Annotated in this window: 17 protein-coding genes; 12 read left to right on the forward strand and 5 right to left on the reverse strand. The window is 42.4% G+C overall.

The window, feature by feature from the left end:
• The first annotated feature begins 585 nt into the window (after positions 1-585).
• The 5 genes from NWP21_RS02035 to NWP21_RS02055 all read left to right on the forward strand — a co-directional run bounded on the left by NWP21_RS02035 (position 586) and on the right by NWP21_RS02055 (position 7,029).
• Positions 586-1,635 carry a permease gene (locus tag NWP21_RS02035; RefSeq protein WP_280791417.1) on the forward strand — a complete coding sequence of 350 codons (1,050 nt, stop codon included), beginning with the start codon at positions 586-588 and terminating at the stop codon, positions 1,633-1,635.
• 71 nt (positions 1,636-1,706) lie between these two features.
• Positions 1,707-2,474 (forward strand): TIGR03943 family protein, encoded by a 768-nt coding sequence (locus NWP21_RS02040; RefSeq protein ID WP_280791418.1) that lies wholly within the window; start codon positions 1,707-1,709, stop codon positions 2,472-2,474.
• 17 nt (positions 2,475-2,491) lie between these two features.
• Entirely contained in the window at positions 2,492-3,985 is a 1,494-nt protein-coding gene (locus NWP21_RS02045) for a hypothetical protein (protein WP_280791419.1), read from the forward strand.
• A gap of 256 nt (positions 3,986-4,241) precedes the next feature.
• Positions 4,242-5,405: a transposase gene (locus NWP21_RS02050; RefSeq protein WP_280791420.1), complete on the forward strand. Its 1,164-nt coding sequence runs from the start codon at positions 4,242-4,244 to the stop codon at positions 5,403-5,405.
• A gap of 211 nt (positions 5,406-5,616) precedes the next feature.
• Entirely contained in the window at positions 5,617-7,029 is a 1,413-nt protein-coding gene (locus NWP21_RS02055) for a hypothetical protein (RefSeq protein ID WP_280791421.1), read from the forward strand.
• 94 nt (positions 7,030-7,123) lie between these two features.
• Here the strand turns inward: NWP21_RS02055 and NWP21_RS02060 are convergent, their stop codons facing one another.
• A complete protein-coding gene (locus NWP21_RS02060; protein WP_280791435.1) occupies positions 7,124-9,238 on the reverse strand; it encodes a flavin-dependent dehydrogenase in 2,115 nt (704 codons plus the stop codon).
• A gap of 70 nt (positions 9,239-9,308) precedes the next feature.
• Entirely contained in the window at positions 9,309-9,725 is a 417-nt protein-coding gene (locus NWP21_RS02065) for a zinc ribbon domain-containing protein (protein ID WP_348519744.1), read from the reverse strand.
• Positions 9,726-9,942: 217 nt separating this feature from the next.
• Here NWP21_RS02065 and NWP21_RS02070 point away from each other — a divergent pair, with 217 nt between their 5' ends.
• Positions 9,943-10,173 (forward strand): hypothetical protein, encoded by a 231-nt coding sequence (locus NWP21_RS02070; protein ID WP_280791422.1) that lies wholly within the window; start codon positions 9,943-9,945, stop codon positions 10,171-10,173.
• An 84-nt stretch (positions 10,174-10,257) separates the two neighbouring features.
• On the opposite strand, the gene cimA is transcribed toward NWP21_RS02070, so the two are convergent.
• Positions 10,258-11,883: a citramalate synthase gene (gene cimA / locus NWP21_RS02075; protein ID WP_280791423.1), complete on the reverse strand. Its 1,626-nt coding sequence runs from the start codon at positions 11,881-11,883 to the stop codon at positions 10,258-10,260.
• A 73-nt stretch (positions 11,884-11,956) separates the two neighbouring features.
• Between cimA and NWP21_RS02080 the strand changes: the two genes are divergently transcribed.
• From NWP21_RS02080 to NWP21_RS02100, 5 genes are all read left to right on the forward strand, one after another.
• A complete protein-coding gene (locus NWP21_RS02080) occupies positions 11,957-12,247 on the forward strand; it encodes a hypothetical protein (protein WP_280791424.1) in 291 nt (96 codons plus the stop codon).
• 204 nt (positions 12,248-12,451) lie between these two features.
• The gene (locus tag NWP21_RS02085) at positions 12,452-12,763 is read left to right on the forward strand and encodes a hypothetical protein (protein WP_348519745.1); all 312 of its coding nucleotides are present in this window, start codon (positions 12,452-12,454) and stop codon (positions 12,761-12,763) included.
• Between the two features lie 84 nt (positions 12,764-12,847).
• On the forward strand, positions 12,848-14,836 hold the full coding sequence (gene thiO, locus NWP21_RS02090; protein WP_280791426.1) for a glycine oxidase ThiO: 1,989 nt from the start codon (positions 12,848-12,850) through the stop codon (positions 14,834-14,836).
• Between the two features lie 143 nt (positions 14,837-14,979).
• Positions 14,980-15,159: a ssl1498 family light-harvesting-like protein gene (locus NWP21_RS02095; RefSeq protein ID WP_280791427.1), complete on the forward strand. Its 180-nt coding sequence runs from the start codon at positions 14,980-14,982 to the stop codon at positions 15,157-15,159.
• A gap of 694 nt (positions 15,160-15,853) precedes the next feature.
• Complete coding sequence (locus NWP21_RS02100) at positions 15,854-18,052, forward strand: tetratricopeptide repeat protein (protein WP_280791428.1); 2,199 nt, start codon at positions 15,854-15,856, stop codon at positions 18,050-18,052.
• 63 nt (positions 18,053-18,115) lie between these two features.
• On the opposite strand, the gene NWP21_RS02105 is transcribed toward NWP21_RS02100, so the two are convergent.
• Both NWP21_RS02105 and NWP21_RS02110 read right to left on the reverse strand, forming a co-directional pair.
• Positions 18,116-19,324: a 4-hydroxy-3-methylbut-2-enyl diphosphate reductase gene (locus NWP21_RS02105; protein WP_280791429.1), complete on the reverse strand. Its 1,209-nt coding sequence runs from the start codon at positions 19,322-19,324 to the stop codon at positions 18,116-18,118.
• A gap of 161 nt (positions 19,325-19,485) precedes the next feature.
• Complete coding sequence (locus NWP21_RS02110) at positions 19,486-21,063, reverse strand: ammonium transporter (RefSeq protein ID WP_280791430.1); 1,578 nt, start codon at positions 21,061-21,063, stop codon at positions 19,486-19,488.
• A gap of 883 nt (positions 21,064-21,946) precedes the next feature.
• Between NWP21_RS02110 and NWP21_RS02115 the strand changes: the two genes are divergently transcribed.
• Positions 21,947-23,008, forward strand: a complete 1,062-nt coding sequence (locus NWP21_RS02115) for a hypothetical protein (protein WP_280791432.1) — start codon at positions 21,947-21,949, stop codon at positions 23,006-23,008.
• Positions 23,009-23,153 lie beyond the last annotated feature (145 nt).

Consider the following 23,153-nt stretch of genomic DNA (forward strand, 5'->3'; position numbering starts at 1 on the left):
AAATATAATTAGCAATTGGTATGAAGTACAGAGGAATCTATTTACTTCTGTTGTCCGTGAGCATATTTTTGCTAATCTTAATAGCGATCGCATGATCTAGCCATCATAGATCATGTTTTTTGTCAATGCGTAAGTCCTAGAGTTTTACAAGGATTTGAAGTAATTTAATTTTTTGTGTGTACACCCCAGAGCTTTCAAGGAGGGGAGATGTTAATGCGGAATATTTAAACAGTATGAACAGTTTATGAAATTTCAGGTAAGATGACATCCTGAGCCAGTAGCTCAAACCAAGTATAAACATTAGTCTATCAAATCTCACTCGCCTAGATGTTTATTCCCCCAAACTCGGAACAATTTAAGCAAGGGGACAATCTGACTATCAGTCAGCATTCAGTAAATGCACAGATTTGAGCAAAACTATCCACAACTCCCTAGCCTTCATCATCCCTTAAGGGTAACTAGAAACAAAACACTACTTTCCTGTTCCCATAAGCTTAACTTACCCATAGATGCTTTTGATCCCCATTCCGATACAATGTTTAAACATAACGTAAAAACTTTCAAACGCTTTTGACTGCGACACCCATGAATCAACTGAACAATGGTTTCACTATATTTCTGAGTTTGCTAGTCGAGGCGATGCCATTTTTGCTGTTGGGAGTTTTATTCTCCAGTGTGCTGCTAATTTTTATCGACGAGCGGCAATTAGTAGCCAGAATGCCTAAAAACCCCTTTCTAGGCGCTTTAGCAGGTAGTCTCATCGGTTTTATGTTTCCGGTGTGTGAGTGCGGTAATGTCCCCGTAGCACGGCGGTTGCTGATGCAGGGAGTCCCCACACCCGTGGCTATTGGTTTTTTACTAGCAGCACCGACGATTAACCCAATTGTGATTTGGGCAACTTGGTTAGCCTTTCGAGACCAGCCAGAAATAGTAGTTTTACGAGTGGTATTTTCTCTATTAATCGCCGTAATTATTGGCATGGTTTTCAGTTTTCAAAAAGATATAAGTCCCCTTGTTCAGCCAGCGATCGCTCGTTATCTCAAATTTAACCCACCAGGGAAATCAGACACTGAAGTCCCTGGTAGAGGTTACGTAAAACCAAGCAGATTCACCAGTGCGTTGAAATCCGGAACTTATATTTTAGGAGGAAAAGCAGGACTTACCACACGGTTAGATTCTAACTTATTACCAGCCACGAACCCACCTGTCAGTTCCGGTAAATCTGTGATGGATAAACTACAACTAGTTTTGGATAATCTCATCCAAGAATTGCGAGAACTAGGCGGCGTCATGATTTTAGGCAGCGCGATCGCCGCTTCTGTGCAAGTATTTGCTCCTCGTGAATTAATCCTCAGCCTGGGTGCGGGACAGGTTAGCTCAATTGTAGTCATGCTGATATTAGCTGCAGTTGTATCCATCTGTTCCACCGTCGATTCATTTTTCGCCCTGTCATTCGCCTCGGCTTTTAGTAGTGGTTCCCTGTTGGCATTTTTAGTATTTGGCCCTATGGTTGACATTAAAAGTGTGGGATTAATGTTAACTGTTTTTCATCCCAAAACTATATTCTACTTATTTGCTTTAGCCGCACAATTAACATTTTTATTCACCCTGTTCATGAACTTATATGTGCTTTGAACCTTGTACTTTATTAAGTTGTCAGTAGGTTTTTTCTTCTCCACTGACTACTGAATTATCACTGTTGAAAAATGGCTAAAAAAACCAAAATTCCTCTGCAAAATATCTTATTCCCCTCGCTAGATGCTTTAGCGATCACCAGTTGGGGGATTTTGATGCTGCAATACTGGCTATCAGGTAAATTGTACTTGTTGATTCACCCCAATTTCTTTGGTTTAGTCATTGGTTGTGGTATAGCTTTCCTGATTATTGGGTTGTTGAAGATGCGGGAGATTTGGCGAAAACGCCGCCTGGCTAATACATCGAATATTCAGCACATGAACTTATTTCCCCCTGGATGGGGTAGTGCTTTATTATTAACAGTTGCGATTTTGGGTTTAATGATTACACCCCGGGTTTTTGCTAGCGACACCGCCATACAGCTGGGTGTGACTGATTTATTATCCACCGGACGCGTTCAACCCCAGTCCTTTCGCCCTTCTATTCGCCCAGAAGATCGCTCACTTGTGGATTGGGCGCGGACACTTAACGTTTACCCAGAACCAGATTCATATACAGGTCAAAATGCCAAAGTTCAGGGATTTGTGGTTCATCCACCCAACATAGGAGAAAACTATATTTTTCTGGCGCGATTTGTGCTTACTTGTTGTGCCGCAGATGCCTATCCTGTAGGATTGCCAGTCAAACTACCAGAAAATCAAGAGCGCTATCCCCCTGACACTTGGCTGGAAGTAGAAGGAAAAATGATCACAGAAACTCTCGCTGGTAAACGTAACCTGACTATTGCTGCTACTTCCATTAAAGAAATTCCCCAACCTCGGAATCCTTATAGTTATTAATACTTAATCACTGAAAAATGGCTACATCCAAGACATTGATCCAACCACTAGATCGCGTGGCGATTTCACTGATGCTGCTAGTGAGTCTCCTGATTGGATTCATGATACTTAAAGGTGATCTGGTTGCAGCTAGTGTCCGGGAATTTACCTGGGAAAATCAACAAATCGGAGCAGATGATATTGCCTTCACTCTCAACTTTAGCCGCCCTATGGACGTTCAAAGCGTCGAGGAAAACTTGAGAATTGAACCGCCCCTAGCAGGTAAAATTAGTTGGGCAGGCCGGCGCATGGTTTATACACTACTCACACCAGCACCCTATGGTACAAATTATCAAGTGCTGTTGCAAGATGCCAGAGATAGGTTTGCTATACAAGAAGGGAAAAATCGCGTTATCCACCCCTTTGTTGGTAACTTTAGATCCCGCGATCGCGTGATTATTTACATAGGGTCCGATGCAGAACATCAAGGTCAGTTAGTTCTTTACAACTTAACTCAAGAGAAAAAAAACATACTTACCCCCAAAGACCTGATTGTCATGGACTTTAAGCCATTTCCAGATGGGGAAAAAATCTTATTTTTGGCTCGCACCAAAAATAACCCAGACTTACTCTCGGCTCAATTATATACTGTAACCACAGGTATTTCTGCACAACCTGAAACACCAGCAGAACCACCAGGTAGAATGGACCTGCTGTTAGACAACAAGCAATATCAAAACCTCAAATTTGACTTATCCCCAGATGGTAAAACAGTTGTGGTTCAACGCGGCAACAAAAATAATCCCAGCGATTTTGGGTTATGGTTTATGCCCAGCACTAGCAATACCAGAGAAAGACCCACCCCCCAACGCCTCAAAAGTGAACCAGGGGGAGACTTTATGATCACTCCTGATAGTCAAGCCGTCGCAGTTGCTCAAGGTCAAGGGGCGGCGATTTTACCAATACAAAATGATGCCAGCAAACCTTTGGACTACCTCCCACAGTTCGGGTTAGTACAGTCTTTTTCCAAAGATGGCTCTCAAGCAGCAATGGTCAAATTCAATACAGATTATACAAGGGACTTATTTTTGGTAACCAATCAAGGCATCCAGAAACCCTTGTTAAAAACCACGGGTTCTATTCACAACTGCCAATTTGACCCAGCTTCACCAACTCTCTATTGCTTGCTGACACAGCTCATATCTGATGAAGAATATATAGAACAGCCTTATGTAGTCGCAATTGACCTGAAAACTGGAGAACAAAAACCACTATTATTACTACCCACTGAACAGCGGAACGTGCAAATGAGTTTAGCACCAGATGGTTTAGGCTTGCTCTTTGATCAAGTAACAGCACAAGTAGATCAGCAGCCCTTATCTGCAAGTGTACTCAAAACACAAGATGGAGAAGCGATCGCTACTAGTAGCCTGTGGTTAATGCCTTTATTGCCTATGGATGATACGTCACAGACCACAATCAAACCAGAGAAACTACCTTTCGTAGGATTTCATCCCCGTTGGTTGCCTTGAAGGATAAAATAAATAACATTCATAAATGTGAATAAAAGTCAAGTAACTGAAAATCATTTCTCACAATCCGTCATCAACCCTGTATATTGGTAGTGTTTACACTAAAATCTGCCGTGATTCTGATAGCTTTTGTGGCCTAGCCAGAGGGTTAGTAGCTAGTTACTGTTTTCTTAACTAATACTCACAAACACACACATTTGCTCAAAATTTCCTGTCATCTTTTCGCTTGGTGACAGAATTATAGTAAAATCACTGTATGCTACTAGGATTCAAAACCCAACTCAAAGTCAACAAGCAACAACGACTACTACTGGGACAACACGCAGGAGTAGCCAGACACGCTTGGAATCAAGGGTTAGCACTTTGTCAACAGGTATTATTACATAACAAACTTAATCCTCAAGACAAAATCAAATTTCCCACAGCTATAGATTTACATAAATGGTTAGTAGCAGCCATTAAATCTACCCTTCCTTGGTATTATCAAGTTTCTAAATGCGCCCCTCAATACGCATTAAGATATCTGTCAGATGCCTTTAAATCCTTCTTCAAAAAAAGTAAAGGCTTTCCTAAATTTAAGAAAAAAGGGAGACATGATTCTTTTACCATAGATGGTGCAATAAAAATTGATTATAGAAAAATCAAAGTACCCGTAATTGGTTGGATAAAAACTTATGAAATTCTCCCGACTGGATATAAACCGAAATCTGTCACCATCAGTAAACAAGCTGATAAGTGGTTTATCTCGTGGAAACTGGAGGTAAACCCAAATTCAACACCCAAAAATCAAGACTTTGTAGGAGTTGATTTAGGAATAAATCATCTAGCAACGTTATCAACAGGAGAAATATTCAATGGGGTAAAAAGTTATAATAAGTCTGAAGCTAAATTAGCAAGAATGCAATACTTGAACCGTCATCAACTCAGACGTTCAAATAATTATAGAAAAGCCCAAATCAAAATAGCAAGACTACACCAAAAAATAGCTAATACCAGAAAAGATACATTACACAAAATCACCACCTATATTAGCAAAAACCACGCGGTTATAGGGATAGAAGATTTGAATGTGTCGGGGATGTTAGCTGGTAAATTAGCAAAAGCTATTGCCGATATGGGCTTTTATGAATTTAGAAGACAGCTAGAATACAAAACACAACTGTATGGCAGTAAGTTAGTAATTGTGGATAGATTTTATCCCAGTAGTAAGACCTGCTCAAGTTGTGGAGAGAAAAAATCATCACTGCCATTATCTCAAAGAGTGTTTAAATGTGATAGTTGTGGCTTTGAGATTGACAGAGATTTCAACGCGGCGATGAATTTAAAACAAGAAGCGGCCAAATTGACCGTGTTAGCCTGTGGACTAGATAGTGCCGACACTTCTAGGGTGAAACAGGAAAAAAAAGCAGACTTTTGTTAGCATTAGTTAGCTTTTTTGGATCGGTAATGTTGTCACTCACCCCTGGCTGATAGCTGGCGTGGACTAGACCATAGGAACCCTAACCCTGAAGGAATTGGTCATAGCTGAAATGGAATCCCTAAACTTTGATAATTCACGACAACCGATAGCTGGCATGGCGTAGCCATAACGGCTAATCTGCCCATTTTACTCCATTGTACCTCCTGACAATATGGCAAATACACAATTGCAGATCCTCACACCTGCGGTAGAAGCAGAGCCAGAAGTACACACTCCTGACTCCCAGACAAATAAAAACCCCTCAAACTGGGTGGAGACGCCTAACAGTCAACAAGAAATACTTGTGGATAGTGAAAATGTAGAGCAGTTGCATACAATTTCTCTACAGGCATTGAATGAAGAATTGCGAGGGGCAAATAATGACTTGTATCAGCAGCTGGAGCATCTCAAAGATCAGCTGGCTGAATCAGAAAAGGCTTTGCAGTGGCAGAAAAGGCGTTCTAGTGTCGCCGAGTCAATGTTGAACCAACACACGCAAGAACTGGCCGCGGCTCAACAACAAATTAAATCTCTATTCCAAGAGTTAGAAACGGCTGTACAAACCATTCAACGCCAAGGAAACTATATTGAAACTTATAAGGCAGAATTACACATTAGCCAACAACGCCTGGCTAAATTAGAGCGAGAATGTGCGCTGCTGCAAACTAACTATAACGAACAGTCTCAACAGGTATTGCAATCGGAAAATGCTTGTCGAGAGCTACATAGTAGGCTCATGCGACAACAACGCCAGACCCTGCAATTCAAAGCCGCTCTCGAAAAATGCCTAGAGACACCGGTGGTTAATGATTCCTCAGACTATACAGCCAACCACCAAACGAGATTTTCCCGAAAGGCTCGGTCTTTGTTGCCTAATGTCCAACCTATTCGACCCTGGTCAGCAGAATCAGAATCTTTCACAGACCAATTTGATTCTTCTGGGAATCAATCTATAGACCCCTGCAGCAATCTATCTGCCTCACCTCCATCTAGGAGTGATAATTCTCCATCAATTCAGCAAGACAGGCTGGCTCCCTCTCTGGAAGAACCAGCGCCCACACAACCATCTGCTCCACTGGAAGACTCTGCGAGTACATCAGAAAGTATTTCATCTGTAGATTCATCAAAGCTAGATACTCAATTGGATACTCTAATCCAATTGTTTTTTACTAGTGAGCCAGAATCTGCCTCACTGGCCCCTGCTGAGATGAATGTAGACAGCAATGAAACGGTGGCACCTATCTGGGAGAGTATGGACACAACTAGGGAAAGTGATAGCCCCCAGTATCCCACAAAGGACAATCAGCAATTGGAAATACTTCCAACAGAAGAACATTCCCCAGAGTCCTACACTTTGCCTGATAGCTCCCCTAGGCAACCCATAGAATGGGAAAAATATTTGTTAGAAAACTCACGATTGTATAAACCCGATTCCACCTCAAATGATTTTGGAGATTACGCCAACGATGCGAAATCACCATCACCCCTAGTTAATCGCCAGCGCGATCCAAAAGTGCGCAGGTCTTTATTATCAGTAGAACTACCGATTTTATCGAGGAATACTCAAGATAATAACTATCAGTAATAGTGAGTTAAGAGAACAGTAAGCCGGGGGTAATACAGCAAAATCAGATTTGTGAATTGGCTTTACCCAGGGTTACATCGCTTTGCCACCCAAGCTACAGAATTTTTGCTTCTGATTTTGGAATAATGGCATCTGAATTATTCATTGCTAACTGATTTTTTGTTCCTTTTTTACCAGCAGCGATCGCGTAGTTAATCGCCAAGAGCCGGAACCATAGTGCAGGATGGCGTGATTCCAGCCAGGGTTGGGTTTGCAGCAAGAAATGCGGGAACCATCCACTCAGTAAAGCACTGACTAAGGAATGAAGACCAAAATTAAAATAATTACCCATCCAGCGGACTAAATCTTTGAATCCAGCTAGTTGCCAAATCCATAACAGCAGGGCTGGATTTTTGCGAGCTGCTTTGAGTGCTAGTCGGTTGAAAGTCCACCAATCACATTTATCTTTAATGAAATTATCTGCTATTTCTGGTGGTTCATGTGCTAACAGCCCGAAGAAGGTATTCAGCATGGAGTTAATCCGTTGGGGGGGCAAAAATTTCCCCGTGGGAACCATCATTCCTTTAGAAAATAGCCAAGTTACGGCAACATTACTTTGGTAGGCGCGAATTCTGTTTAAATGGCGCAAACTGAGCAGGTCATGCTTGAGGGCTGTATCTAAAAGTGTTGTTAAACGGTTTAAGTTGCGAATTAAGGAACCAAAACCGGTGAACACCAGAGGAGACTGGAGGGATGCGGCATCACCAATGGCAATTAATCGATCAAAGGCGATGGTGCGATCGCTACTTCCTATACTAAAATGTCCAGGTATATATCCAAATGTCGGCTTTTTCCACTCTAGTTTATCTAGGTCACAGCGCCGATACTCTGGCAAGATGGTGAAAAAGTCTTCATACATTTCCAGCAAGGAACCAGGGTTAGATTCATTGACTTCATGGTAATGAAATAAATAAATTGTCAATTCGTCGCCAGATCCCGGAAATAATTCCCAGATTAACTGTCTTCCTCTAGAAATATCTCCATGGCTGTAAAGTACATCACCATATTGGGAATCCCAAACCCCTGGGTCAAATCCCCCCGATATGACTGCTCCCACTGTCGGACATACACTGTCAAAAGCACGACCGCCATTTAATTGCCAAGCGATGGGCGAGGCCGTTCCCATGGCATCAATTAATAATCGCCCGCTGACTTGCTGCTGATTTTGACTCGGTAAATCCTTGACTGTAATCACAACTTGGGTTGAGTTGATATCGGCACGTATGAACTCTGTTTCATCCCAGATTTCACCGCCAGCGTCTCGTAGTTTTTGCCCACACATTTGCAGTAATCTATCGGAGTCTAGGGCTATATTTAATACTGTGGGTGTATGCAAGATGGGCGATCGCAATTTTGGGGGATTATTGCCATCAAAAAATTTATTGAATCCGTCTTTGTATTCCCGGACAATTAAAGTTTCTAACTCGCTAGGTGTTAGTAAACCCAAATGAATTAAGCTTTCAAGTTCATCACGAGAAATATTCCATTCTCGATTCATCCGCCCAAAAGGCAAACGTTCCACCAGCAAGACTTTATATCCCAATTTGGCCATGACAGCGGCATGAATTACGCCTAATGCGCCGCCGATGTAGATTAAGTCATACATAGGGGAGGAGGAAGATGTCACGCCCTGCGACTCTGGCGAGCCGCTAAAAACTACCTGTCGGGGTTTTTGAGGATTACGTACTCCTTCCCGCCATTTTTGCTCCCACCAATAGGCACGATTGAGATCATATTCGCCATTGGGCATGCGCTGAAAATATTTAACTGTGAGGGGGTAAGAGGTTGCTAGTGCATCAAAAATCGATGTTTGGGCATCAATACCCGGAGGCTCGGGATATTTATGCGGAAATTTTTCCCGCATTTGATTAGTCAGACGTTGCACAATTTCTTTTTCTCTGATTGAAAGTCCATAGGGCGGCTGATTTGCCCAACGAAACACTTTGAGATAAGTGGTTCGCTGTACTGACCAGAGGAATACAGAAAGTTCGGGCGGTATTTTTTTTGTATCTTCCCCTGGTGGATTTTTGTTGATTGTGAGTATTTTCAAGCGAAAACCATCGGGGGTGAGCAATTTTTCCCCAAAACCCGGTTCAAAGTCAGTTTGCAGCCAAGTTAGTACAGGGGTGCTTTCGGGTGTGGGAATTTCTAAATAAAGTATTTCTGTGATCATTGTTTGCTGACATCTGGTGTTGACATCTCCCCCTGGTTGAAACACAGGGGATTCTAAACCGATGTTGCTACGCAGGACCAAGCCGTGCTACGCAACGTTTACGATATGATTTACTTAATCCCTTAAATAAATCAACTCGTCTTGGGAGTGTCAAGGCTCCCCTACCCACCTTGGCTAGGCTAACACTTAGCTGTGTGGCTACTTTTGTTAAGATATTCGCGGCACCGTTACAGTCAGCGTTTACCAGTATCCCCGTAGAAGTTTTGTACAATCCCTGTTTTACCCTTTGACCTGACGGTTTCCATCCGTTGGGTTTTTCACCATGTTTGTAGAGGCGATCGCCATCCAGGTAAGACGCTTTTGATGTATACGCTGCCTCAGTAACTGTTAATTTTATCCCATATTCTAGACAAAGTTGTTTAAGGCGTTCAATTAGTCGCCCTGTGGGAATGGGGATAAAGTTTTGATTCCCCCGCTTACTCATCTTAGAGGATGTTTGATAAGTTTTGAGCTAGTCCTAATCTGACTATTTTATAGACAAAACTATACTTATATTGACATAAGTGAGTTAAGAAAATCGCCCACTTGATATATAGTCCTACGATATCAAGTTACGAAAACCTCTCAAATGTATCTGAACGTAGTTCAGAGAGTGCAGAGGGGATTTGAGTAAGTTCCAATTACTTTTTAGGCGCATGAGGGTGCATAATTGTGCTATTTGTGGTTATATACAAGACCGCGACATTGCCGCTGCACAAGTAATGCTTTACTGGGCAAAAGGAATTCTACCGGAGTCAGGAACTGGCTTCGTAGTCGCACATTCGTCTAGCTCTACCGCATCGCGGCAAGTAGGGGCAAAGAAGCGACAAAAATCTACAGAAAGTTTTGCTAAAAACGAACTGTGGGTAGTTCATTCTTGTTTTCTGTGCTGACTACGCGATGAATTATCCCATTCTAAATAACGAAGTTATCTAGAAAATGGGATGGAATGGGTAATAATGATTATTTCCGTTCATTTACAAGTTTTCAAGGTTAAGTGGGACGTGATGTAACAACAAACCATATTCCAATCCCTCTACCACTGCTTGATAGGATGCTGCCAAAATGTTGGGTGAAACTCCTATAGTAGTCCAGCGTTCATAACCAGTGCCTGATTCTACTAATACACGTGTTTTAGCTGTAGTACCTGTATGTCCGTTGAGAATCCTGACTTTATAATCGGTTAGTTCAAAGGTGGCAACTTGGGGATAAAAGTTGACCAAGGCTTTGCGTAAAGCCGTATCCAACGCGGCTACTGGTCCGTTTCCTTCTGCTGCTTCCAAAATGTTTTCCCCGTTCACAGCTATTTTAACGGTCGCTAGGGCATTGTTAGTTTCTTTACCTTCAACTAAATCACAATGTACTTGAAAGCCTTTGACCTCAAAGAACTGCTGACGATTACCCAAGGCCTCGTACATCAACAGTGCAAAACTCGCCTCTGCTGCTTCAAATTGGTATCCTTGACTTTCTAATTCCTTGAGGCGTTGCAGAATTTGTCGAGCGGCTGGTTGGTCTTTATCTAGTTCAATGCCAAAAGTACGAGCTTTGGCTAACACATTACTCAACCCAGATTGTTCGGAAATTACTATGCGGCGACGGTTACCAACTTGTTCTGGTTGAATGTGTTCGTAAGTCAGGGGATTACGTTCTACGGCTGACACGTGGATGCCACCTTTGTGTGCAAAGGCCGAACTTCCTACAAAGGGCGCGTGTTCATCGGGGGCAAGGTTGACCACCTCACTCACAAAACGACTTGTTTCTGTAAGTTGATTTAGCTGGTGTTCTGAGATACAGCTATAACCAAGCTTGAGTTGTAGATTGGGAATTAATTCGCACAGGTTAGCATTACCACAGCGTTCGCCGTAGCCGTTAATTGTTCCTTGTACCATTTTTGCACCTGCCATGACGGCGGCTAGGGCGTTAGCTACTGCTGTACCGGAATCATTATGAGTGTGGATGCCAAGGGGGATTGGTTGTTGATTAGCGGCTAACGAAAGATGACTAATAACTGATGTGACAATTTGACTAATTTCGTGGGGTAAAGTACCGCCATTGGTATCACACAGAACTAGCCATTGGGCGCCCGATGCGATCGCGGTTTCTAATGTCTGTAAGGCATAATCTTGATTGTGCTTGTAGCCATCAAACCAGTGTTCTGCATCATAAATGACGCGTCGCCCTTGAGAACAAAGATACTCGATAGTATCACGAATCATGGCTAGGTTTTCTGCTAAAGTCGTGTTGAGACCGGCTGTAACGTGTAAATCCCAAGATTTACCAAAAACTGTCACCCAACGAGTCCCAGCATTCAGAATTGGTTGCAGCAGGCTTTCAGTTTTAGCGGTACTATGAGGGCGGCGTGTGGAACAAAAAGCCACAATTTCTGCTTTTTTAAGCGGGTATTCGCGCAGTTGCCAGAAGAATTCAACATCTTTGGGATTGGCGCCAGGCCAACCACCTTCGATGAAGGGAACTCCCATCTGGTCTAATCTACGGGCAATGCGTATTTTATCTTCTATAGAAAGTGATAGACCTTCGCGCTGAGTGCCATCTCTTAGCGTGGTGTCATATAGCCAAAGTTGAGGTGATGGGTCTGTGGTCATAAAACTGCGAGTTGCGGGACAATGAGTAGCAATGTGTCAATATATAACAAAAGGCAAATTTGGGAATTCAGGTATGCCCAAGGTTGAAACTATCAAGCTAAGACAATTGATTTCTACTGGGGTAGATCAATTAGGTCGAATTTTGCTCCTCAAGAGTATTCACCTCTACAATGCTGGTACTAAGGTAATCACTGGGGGAGGAATTCCCATTTGTGGTAACTGTGCGGTCAAGGTAGAAGGTAAGGTGTCCGACCTCGAAGACTGGCAGTGTGATCTTTTTGGTTTCCATTTAGGAGCGACTGCTAGTGGTTTCAGACAAAGCCAGCAGCCCACCTCTCCATTCTCCTACAACGGCACTGCCTAAGAAAAGTCAATATAAGCTAATGGGGGATGTGAAATTCGCAAAATTCGAGCTTATTCTATTTAGTCCTCAAATGCTATGGACACCATAAGGTTAGGTTAAAAAAGGAGATAAAGATTAAGATGGGTAGATGGACTCCAATAATTCTCATGGGCGGAGGCTTGGCAATTTTGGTTGGTACATTGTTGGGTATCAACTTTCCCATAGGTGGACAAGAAACCGCCGGTAATGATGTTACGGATGGCAAAACATCCAGGGTACTCCCTGCTAATATTAATGTTAATAGCTCTTCTCCTAGCAGGAGCACAAGCAACGATAGACCCACTCCCAGCAGGGGTGACGTTGCTCAGGATAGTTTTTCTCCCCCTCCCAGGACTAGCGTTTCCAGAAGTAATGATTCATCTTCAACTTCTGAGACTTTATCAAGTAGCAGAAGTACCGGTGTCCAGTCAGCTACCTCTTCTTCCCCTACCACAACAAGTCAGCGACCAATTCGAGCTTTGTGGTAAGGCTGGATAGTCTTTCAGGGTGATGAGGGTATGATGGTTTAGTTATGAGTTATTAGTTATGTACTAATTGTAAATAGCTAATGATAAATGACTAATGACTAGTGACGTTTTAATTATTGGTGGCGGTGCCATTGGCTTAAGCCTGTCCGTGGAATTGAAGTTGCGCGGAGCCTCAGTTACCGTGCTTTGCCGTGATTTTCAGGCTGCATCTACCCAGGCTGCAGCCGGGATGTTAGCACCAGATGCGGAAAAGATCGACAATCAAGCAATGGGCTTTTTGTGTCGGCGATCGTGTGCCTTATATTCAGACTGGACTGATAAACTCGAACAATTAACCGGTTTAAATACTGGTTACTGGCCTTGCGGGATATTAGCACCAGTTTATCAAGGACAAGTGGAGAAAGTAGATGCTTTGGGAATACCCACCCATCAGTCCCCATACTGGCGAGATCAAGCAGCAATTCACCAATATCAGTCAGGATTAACAGCAGAAGTAGTTGGTGGTTGGTGGTATCCTGAGGACGGACAAGTTGATAATCGTGCTTTGGCAAATGTACTCTGGACAGCTGCCCAATCCCTTGGTGTTCAACTCAAAGACCAGGTGAAAGTCGAAGCATTTTTACAACGGCAGGGTGAAGTTATTGGCGTAAGAACAAATACAGGGATAATTCGTGCTGCCCATTATGTTTTAGCTACAGGTGCATGGTCGTCTGAATTATTACCATTACCTGTGCGTCCTCGCAAAGGGCAAATGCTGAGGGTGGGAGTACCAGAATTTATCCCAGAATTGCCCCTAACACGGGTTTTATTCGGAGAGAATATTTATATTGTACCGAGGCGAAACCGTTCTATAATCATTGGGGCAACCAATGAAGATGTGGGCTTTACGCCCCACAACACCCCCGCAGCTATTCAAACCTTACTTCAACAAGCCATTAGACTGTATCCCCAATTACAAGATTATCCCATCCAGGAATTCTGGTGGGGATTTCGTCCCGCTACACCCGATGAGTTACCTATTTTAGGGGGTAGCCACTGTCAAAATTTAACTTTGGCTACAGGTCATTATCGTAATGGCATACTGCTTGCACCCATCACCGCGGCATTAATTGCTGATTTGATATGTCAGCAAAAATATGATCCGATCTTGTCTAATTTCCACTATTCGCGCTTTCATGGCCAGTCATCTACCTTTACCCCCATGTTTACCCACTCAGCTAACTTCTCTCAGGTCAGTCATTCTCCCAATTCACTGCTCCCTATTGAAGAGCAGACCAATTACCGCTCTACAGATTCACCACTGGTCATCGCCGGTAAAACTTTTCAATCCCGCTTGATGACAGGAACGGGTAAGTATCGCAGCATTCAAGAAATGCAGCAAAGTATTCTTGCTAGTGGTTGTCAAATTGTCACTGTGGCAGTTAGACGGGTGCAAACTCAAGCCCCAGGACATGAGGGTTTAGCCCAAGCCCTGGATTGGACAAAAATTTGGATGTTACCTAATACTGCTGGTTGTGAAACTGCCGAGGAAGCCATTCGCGTGGCTCGTTTGGGGCGGGAAATGGCGAAACTGTTGGGACAGGAAGATAACAATTTTGTGAAATTAGAAGTCATTCCTGATCCTAAATATTTACTTCCTGACCCGATTGGCACGCTACAAGCGGCCGAACAGCTAGTAAAAGAAGGTTTTGCTGTACTACCCTACATCAATGCTGATCCCATGTTAGCCAAGCGCCTCGAAGATGTTGGCTGTGCTACAGTTATGCCTTTAGCGTCTCCCATTGGTTCGGGACAAGGGTTGAAAACAACTGCTAATATTCAAATTATCATTGAAAATGCCCGGATACCAGTAGTGGTAGATGCGGGCATTGGCTCACCATCCGAAGCAGCCCAGGCTATGGAATTAGGTGCAGATGCCTTATTAATTAATAGTGCCATCGCTCTTTCCCAAACCCCTCCAGCCATGGCCCAAGCCATGAATTTAGCAGCAGTAGCCGGGCGTTTAGCATATCTGGCTGGCAGAATGCCCCTGAAAACCTACGCTAGTGCTAGCTCACCTCTGACTGGAACAATTACTAATTAGAGAATAGAGAATAGGCAATGCAGAATTGGGGGTTCTGGATGATATTGAACCCCTAATGTAACGATTTGTATATTAATAGGAAAGCCGAATATAGCGTTTATGTAACATAAAACGAATAAAAGATCATCATTAGGAATTAATTTATGCCCTATACCAACGAAGAAGGCGGCCGTTTGAATAATTTTGCCAATGAACCAAAAGTTTACCAAGCAGAACCTCCCACAAACGAGCAAAAGCGTACCTATATCATTTTAGGAATTGCCGCCGGCATTTTGGTTGCTGGTTTAATTTTTGTTTCCTTCTCTGTTTCTCATGTCAGTTAACTAAAATATTTTTTTGAATTTTATAATTCTTGGCTAGCTCAGTCCATTAGTGGTGTGAGTTGGTCAGTTTTAATTCCATACTTATATACTTAGAGGTTGTTTGATAAGTTTTCAACAGGTAATTTTTATCTTAGGGAACAGGGAATGGGAAGGATTGGGGAACACACAAAAAAACAATAAAATCCAGTCCCCTCCCCTTACAAGGAAAAGACTTGGTGGACAAGGTGGACAAGGTGACAAGGGAGAAAAACAGTACAAAGTCTGTATTTTTAGTAAGAAAAATAGCCCATTAAAAGACCATTGTCCGTATAAAATCTTCCTTGTCCACTTTCCTTCCTTGTCTTCGGTAGTCTTGCCTTCACAGATCATATTAAAAACCTACCCTTGCAAGGAGAGGTTGGGGTCAAGTAATAGTTGATACACTCATCATGAATTGACAAACATCTTCTTAGAACATTAAGGAAAAATCCCCCTATGTAGGTAACACTAAATCCTGGTAGAGTCAATTTTTGTGATAATTTGTTATAATCATATATATTATGTGGAATTAATATAAATACATACTAAACATTTGACAAAAAGTCAAATCCTTGATAAATCCTGAGCAGATTAAAGGCCATAATTTGTTTTTGTCTATCTGCTGCTATACATCCTGTCAAATCTATGTTTACGATATTCTGGCTCTTTAGCCGCCATGAGCGTGAATGACATTACACACTCCGATCATTTTACTTGGAATCGAAAAGTCTATAATCGTCTAAAAATTGCCCTGAGTCTTGGTTTAAGACGACAAGTTTTTTTAGCAGTTAGTGATAATCTTAACCTACGAAATCAAGTAGCAGCACGGTTGCATTCTACTTTAGCTTATCCAGTTGGGCAGGTCCTATATAAGCCTGTAGATGGTTATGAAAGTAGTACTTCAGCTTATCCGCGATTAGTCACCTTAAGATTGAATCTCAATGATCCTAATCCTATAGATCATGTTAATCAATGGTTATCTAATTACCCACCACCGATTGTAAGTACATCAAAAGATACACCAGGTAAACCCCTACCAATACCTATGTTTCAGATTGTAGGTGTGGAACAATTAACCAAGCAACCAGTGGCGATACAGCGCTTATTTTTACACTATCTGCGCTTAACTGATGAGAATTATTCTAGTCCACAGCCTGGTCTATTTTTAGAAACGAGTCTGTTGCTGTGGGTAACGCGTCCTTGGTTATCTGCTATTCAGGAATCAGCACCACAGTTTTGGCGTTGGCGTACTGGTGTGTTTGTGTTTGCAGGAGAGCCAACACCAAGTACACAAAGTCAAGCTGTTCCGGAAAGTTCCTCCAGTGCTAGAAATTGGGATTTAGAAGATATTAACCAATCTGTTCTGGATGAATCAGTAATGGAAGCCGAAACCTACGGTACATCCGCCCAGGAATTAAATTTTGAGGATGATTTAGATTTACCTGTGGAATCACCAACGAATCACCCAGGTAAAAAGGAAAAACCGAAATCATTCAAGGCTGGAAAGCAACAACAAAAATCTGGTGATCAATCCAGTCAAGGCAACCAGCTGATGGAATTTTCATTCTCCCATATTAATAAGCAGTTAATTCAACTGATTATAACAACAATCAACACCAGTCCTGGTGAAAATGGAGAGGATCACCAACAACTGCAAGAAATCCTTTTAGAAATTGAAGAACTACACTCACAACAATCCTCTGTTGAGGTATTGGCACGACTGTATCATCATTTAGGAAACTTATATCGCTTACGCATTGAACAGGGAAAATCAAGTTCAGAAAATTTGATGGTGGCAATTCTTGCCTATCAGGAGGCGATCGCCCATGATGAAACATCACCTCAAACACCAGAGATTTTAAATGACCTGGGTACACTCTATTGGATGCTATACCGAACCCCCCATCCATCAGGTGATAACAAAGCGTATATAGAGCAGGCAATTGAATTTTATCATTTGGCTTTAAAGCTGACATCCCCCCAAGAAAAACCAGAAACCCATACACGCCTACAAAATAATCTCGGTACTGCCTACAGTGATTTAGCTCGTCTTACCAACCCATCAGAGAATTGGCAACAGGCAGTATTAGCTTACAGCGAAGCACTGCGTTATGGTGCACCCACGATGGAATCGTTAAAGTATGCTGCTTGCCAAAATAACTTAGGTACGGCTTATTGGCATTTAGCGCAACACAATCAACCAGTAGTCAATTTTAAAAAAGCGATCGGTTTATACACTCAGGCTTTAGCTCAGTACAGCCCGGAGCAGGAACCATTGAAGTATGGTATGATCCGCAATAATATCGGTACTGCCTACTGGAATTTAGCACAATACGAAGAATCAGCAGAAAATCTGCAATTAGCTATTAATGTCTACCACGAAGCTTTAAAATACCGGACTCCAGCTAAGGCTCCTAGCGCTTGTGCTGCGACGCAAAATAATCTAGCCACTGCTTACTGGCATTTAGCCAACTTAGCTCAAACAACTAAACAGTCACGACAAAATTTATTACAATTGTCTATTGCAGCTTATGATGAAGCTATTGCTTTGGCTGTCTCACTTAGGGGTAATAATTTAGGTTTTGATTTGTTTGCTGCTCACAATAATTTGGGGTTAGCTCATTATCAGCTGGTTATGGATAATTATTTTACTGGTACTCAATCCACAATTTCACAACACTTAGAGTCAGCATTAACTCATCATTTGCACGCTATAAATGGATTTGCTCACCAACCAGAGGCTCGTCAGACAACCTTGAATTATATTGTGAAAACAATTCGTGCTTTCCACAATAAATTGGGGATAGAGGGGCAAAATCTCGGTTTATCTAAGGTTCCAGGACCTTTATTACCCGAAATTTTACCTAAGTTATGAGTAGTTCAAGGGAATAGATCCCGACTTCTTTGATCAGTCGGGTATCTGCTATGTAGAAGTTATTTAAACTGCTGATACCATTGCTTTTAATGTAAAAATCCGCGAAATCACATCTTCTACTACTTTATCGGGTGTAGAAGCACCAGAAGTCACTCCTACAACGATTTCACCATCAGGTAACCAGCTTTGGTCGATCGCTAATTCCCCGTTTAACCGTCGATGTTCAATAGCATCTGCTGACTGTATTCGTTCCACACAATCAATGTGGTACGAAGGAATACCTTTTTCAGAGGCAATTTGTTGTAATTGGGCTGTATTCGATGAATTAAACCCACCAATTACTAGCATCAAATCTAAGTTATGTTGTACTAATTCTAACATAGCATCTTGACGTTCTTGGGTAGCATCACAGATAGTATTAAAGCTTTGGAAATGCTGATTTAACTCAATAGTTCCATACTTATGCATCATAGTCCGCTCAAACAGCTTACCAATTTGCTCAGTCTCATCTTTGAGCATGGTGGTTTGGTTAGCAATACCTACTCTTTCTAAGTCCCTGTCAGGGTCAAATCCTGCTGAACAAGCTTTAGCAAACTTTTGCAAAAATTCCTGGCGATCGCCACCATTGAGAATGTAATCTGCAACATACTGGGCTTCTTGTAAATTGAGCACAATCAGATATTTGCCCGCAAAAGAACTAGTAGCAACTGTTTCCTCGTGCTTATATTTACCGTGAATAATGGATGTGTAATTAACTTTTTTGTGCTTTTCAACTGTATTCCAAACTTTCGACACCCAAGGACAAGTTGTATCAACGATTTTACAACCTTGGTCATGGAGAATTTGCATTTCTTGAACGCTGGCTCCAAATGCTGGTAGAATCACCACATCACCAGTTTCCACCACAGAAAAATCCTTTTGACCAGCTTCTACAGGAATAAATTTGATACCCATTTCCTGCATGCGCTGATTCACAGAGGGATTATGAATGATCTCATTAGTGATCCAGATGGGTTCAGTGGGGAAATGTTGACGGGTTTCATAAGCCATGGCCACAGCGCGTTCTACACCCCAACAAAAACCAAAGGCTTGGGCGAGGCGGATAGTCACATCGCCTTGTGTCAAAATGTAGTTGCGATCGCGAATTTCCTGAATCAAACCACTTTGATACTCAGATTGTAGCTGGGTAGTGACTTCGGCTTGGTGACCAAATCCCTTACGATTATAATTTTCCGAATGTTGGAGCGCTCGTTTAAAAGCTTTTGTATCCATTGGATTTGCAACTTAAATTACTATTTATTATGTCTAACCCTAGAATATAATTGATTTTCTAGGCAGACCTTCCATAGTGATTTTAAATCCCCAGAGGCAACAGGTGCAAAATTGGGCAGAAAAAAACCCGCCACTTCTCAGACGGGTCATGAGTCACAATCTTAATATTTATCCCCTGACATTTCAGGTGACCCGTGTCCTTCAGGAAACCCCGTAGGGGTAGTTTCTCTGAGGAATCCAGTATAGGCTTCCATACCGTGTTCAGCAATGTCTAAACCTTCTAACTCTTCCTCACGAGTTACCCGGATACCTAGAGTAGCTTTGAGTATCAGCCAAAAGATGCTACTCAGAAGAACTGTCATCCCACCCACAGTCACAACACCAACCAGTTGAATCCAGAACTGTCCTAAACCACCGCCAGCAAATAAACCCGCTGCTGGGCCAGCACCTTCACCATACCAGGAATAAATACCAGGACCTACAGACCACAGACCTACTGCTAGGGTTCCCCAGATACCACAAACAAGGTGAACCGAGGTAGCACCCACAGGGTCATCAATACGGATTTTATCGAATAGTGTCACCGAGAAAACTACGATTACCCCCCCAATGAAACCAATGAGTAACGCGGCGGGAACACCAACGTAGGCGCAAGAAGCTGTAATTGCTACCAATCCAGCCAAAACACCATTGATGATCATTGATAAGTCGGGCTTACCTAAGTAAATCCAAGCTGTACCTGTAGCACCAATTGCACCTGCAGCCGCAGCCATGTTAGTTGTTACAGCTATGTGGGCGATCGCATTACCATCAGCGGCCATGGTGGAACCGGGGTTAAAACCAAACCAACCCAACCAGAGAATTAAACAACCCAAGGTAGCAATGCTCATGTTGTGACCTGGTAAAGCCAAAACTTCGCGACCCTGATATTTACCAATCCGTGGTCCGAGAAATGCAGCTCCCATTAAAGCCGCCCAACCACCCACCGAGTGGACGACGGTAGAACCTGCAAAGTCCCAGAAGCCAAATTGACTGAGCCAGCCACCACCCCATACCCAGTGTCCGGTAAGGGGGTAAGCAATACCTACCAGTAGAAGGCTGAAGATTAAGAAGTCAAGAAATTTAATTCTCTCTGCTACTGCACCGGAAACAATTGTCGCCGCAGTTCCCGCAAAGGCTAGTTGAAATAAAAACTTCGCTGCTAAAGGTACACCCGCCCAGCTCAGAGAACTGAACACACCTTTATAAGCGTCGCTTGTTAAAGGACTGTTATCTGCTCCTGTGAGGAAAAACCCGGAGGTTCCTAAGAAGTTATTACCGTCCCCAAACATAATACCAAAGCCAATTGCCCAAAAGGCAATACTCGCTAGAGCAAATACAATTAAGTTCTTAGCTAGAACGTTAACGGCATTTTTCTGACGACAGAAACCAGTTTCTAACATCCCGAAACCAGCATTCATAAAAAATACCAAAAAGGCGGCGATCGCCACCCAAAGAGTATCTAGAGCAACTTTAAGTTCTCCTAGTTCTGTTGTCCCTGGCTCTGGAGTTTGAGCAACTGCTACATAACACCAGCCCAAAACAATCAAGCAAGCTAAGGGTAAACAGGCTTGCCAACTGGGAGCCAACCCCTTAATAGCTAACTTCAATCTCTGGAATTTGCTGGTGAATGGTCTTTTTTGAGCGTAATATTTCCGAGATGATCGCCTACTTTTAATGGTCGATTTTTGTTGGTACATGAGTTTAAATGACACCCTATACATTGAAGACAACAAACTGTTTAGGCGCTACACATTAACGCCCAAACTAAACATTGGTTGATCAAGCATCACTTGCAAATAACCTAACTAGGAGTTTAGGAAAATATTGGTACACTTGTAAACATTTTTGATAATTGTACTAGGAAATAGCATATTCTTACCCAAAAAATCTACCCTCATTCCCATAATTTTTAATCCTCCAATATCATGTTTGGATACCCACCATCGCCTCAACTGGCAACTCAGAGGTGAAATTAACACCATAAAGCATGGATAATAGTACAAATTTAGTACCTCTTTTCCCACAACATTAGGCATAATGACGGTAGGTTGTGCGATCAACCTCCATCAACTCAGCCATAAATTTGACTGATTTTCTATTTACTCAGCCTAAAATTCTGTAGTTTTAGATACTTTTTTCCTGAATAAAACATAACCTGAGCCACCAGGACTTACTACTGGTCAAGCCATGGGTACTTTCAGGTGTTACAATTAATACTAGTATTTTATGTCAAATAATACAATGATGCTTAAATGTGAAGATAATATGAAATTATCTTATACTTGATTGTTTAACTTAATAATAACTGGTATAGTACTTAGTAAATAAATGAACCATATATTGTATTGGTATCAGGATATGATTTTTTCATTAACAGAGATTTAAATCGTGGGCGAGGAATTTAAATTTGTCTTAGTGCATTGGTTGATAATCCTTGGTTAAGAAAGAATCTCAACTTGTGTATTAGTTAGCAAAAAAGTATCGGATTAACACAGGACTAATAGCAATATTATTTATATGAACCCTAGCGGATTACGTCAGGTTCTATTTACAGATACAACTTAACTTGTGTGAGGTGTTATGAAACGATTTAATTTGTTTGCTGCTACTTCCATGTGGAGTTTTTGTTTGACCTTTATGTGTGGGGATGTAGTTCTAGCAGGGCCAGTTCCCGTCGGTTCCTTCAGTGGTGTAACTATACCAGGGAGACCTACAGCCCCAGTGACGGTAGCTCCCATACCCGCAAATACACCAGCAGCGGTGATTCCGAATGTTACCCCTACACCAGTGACGGTAGCTCCCATACCCACAAATACACCAGCAGCGGTGATTCCGAACGTTACCCCTACACCAGCGGTGGTAGCTCCCATACCCACAAATACACCAGCAGCGGTAAGTCCGAATGTTACCCCTACACCAGCAGCGGTAGCTCCCATACCCACAAATACACCAGCAGCGGTGATTCCGAACGTTACCCCTACACCAGCAGCGGTAAATACTAACAATAGTATGACTCCCATTCAGGTAGGTCAAACCACAGTCGCTCAACTTGCAGTTGGAACTGGTGTTAGAGTGACAGGGACAACCAGAACCTTGTCAATTCCGGCAGCAACGGCTACAGTTAATGATCAAGTTAGCACAATGGCGACATTGGCATCGCTTGGCGATACTCCGTCGCAATTTATGCTCAAAGGTACATCTGGTCAAGTTACCAATGCTTCAGCATTTTTAGCAGTAGCTACCGCGGCTGAGTTCAACCCATCTCAAGTTCAGATCGGTACCAGTATTGCTCTGACTGGGGCTGAATATACTCAGGTAGCAGCGCTAATGAACACCTTACCAGCACTGTTTGTATCCTTATCAAATCAAAAGTCTTTAGATAAGTTGACAGCAGTAGTTGCAAGTCCGGGTAAACAGGTGAATTTTTCCCAGGGGTTAATCATGAGCAGGGAGGATAACAAATTCCAGGGTGTGCCCATATCCAATGTTGATCGCCAGACACTGAATACAGCAATATTCATATACAACGCAATTCTCGACTCTAGCGATGAGGTGACGGTAATCGCCCTGTCTCAAAACGAAGATTTTTTAGCTATTGGTAGCGGTTTACGCCAAATGCGGGCTGCAATCAACAGTCTTTGATTGAAGAAAAATAAAATTAGATTTTTTTCAGGTATAATCTATGGCAAAATAATAGTTGTTTAATCCTCAAGTATATGGTCAGTGTAATCCTGATTGTTGTTGTATTTGGTTTGGGAGCTTGATCAGTATCTACTGTTTAGTTTTG

The organism is Anabaenopsis sp. FSS-46 (assembly GCF_029891665.1).
Taxonomy (GTDB): Bacteria; Cyanobacteriota; Cyanobacteriia; order Cyanobacteriales; family Nostocaceae; genus Anabaenopsis; species Anabaenopsis arnoldii.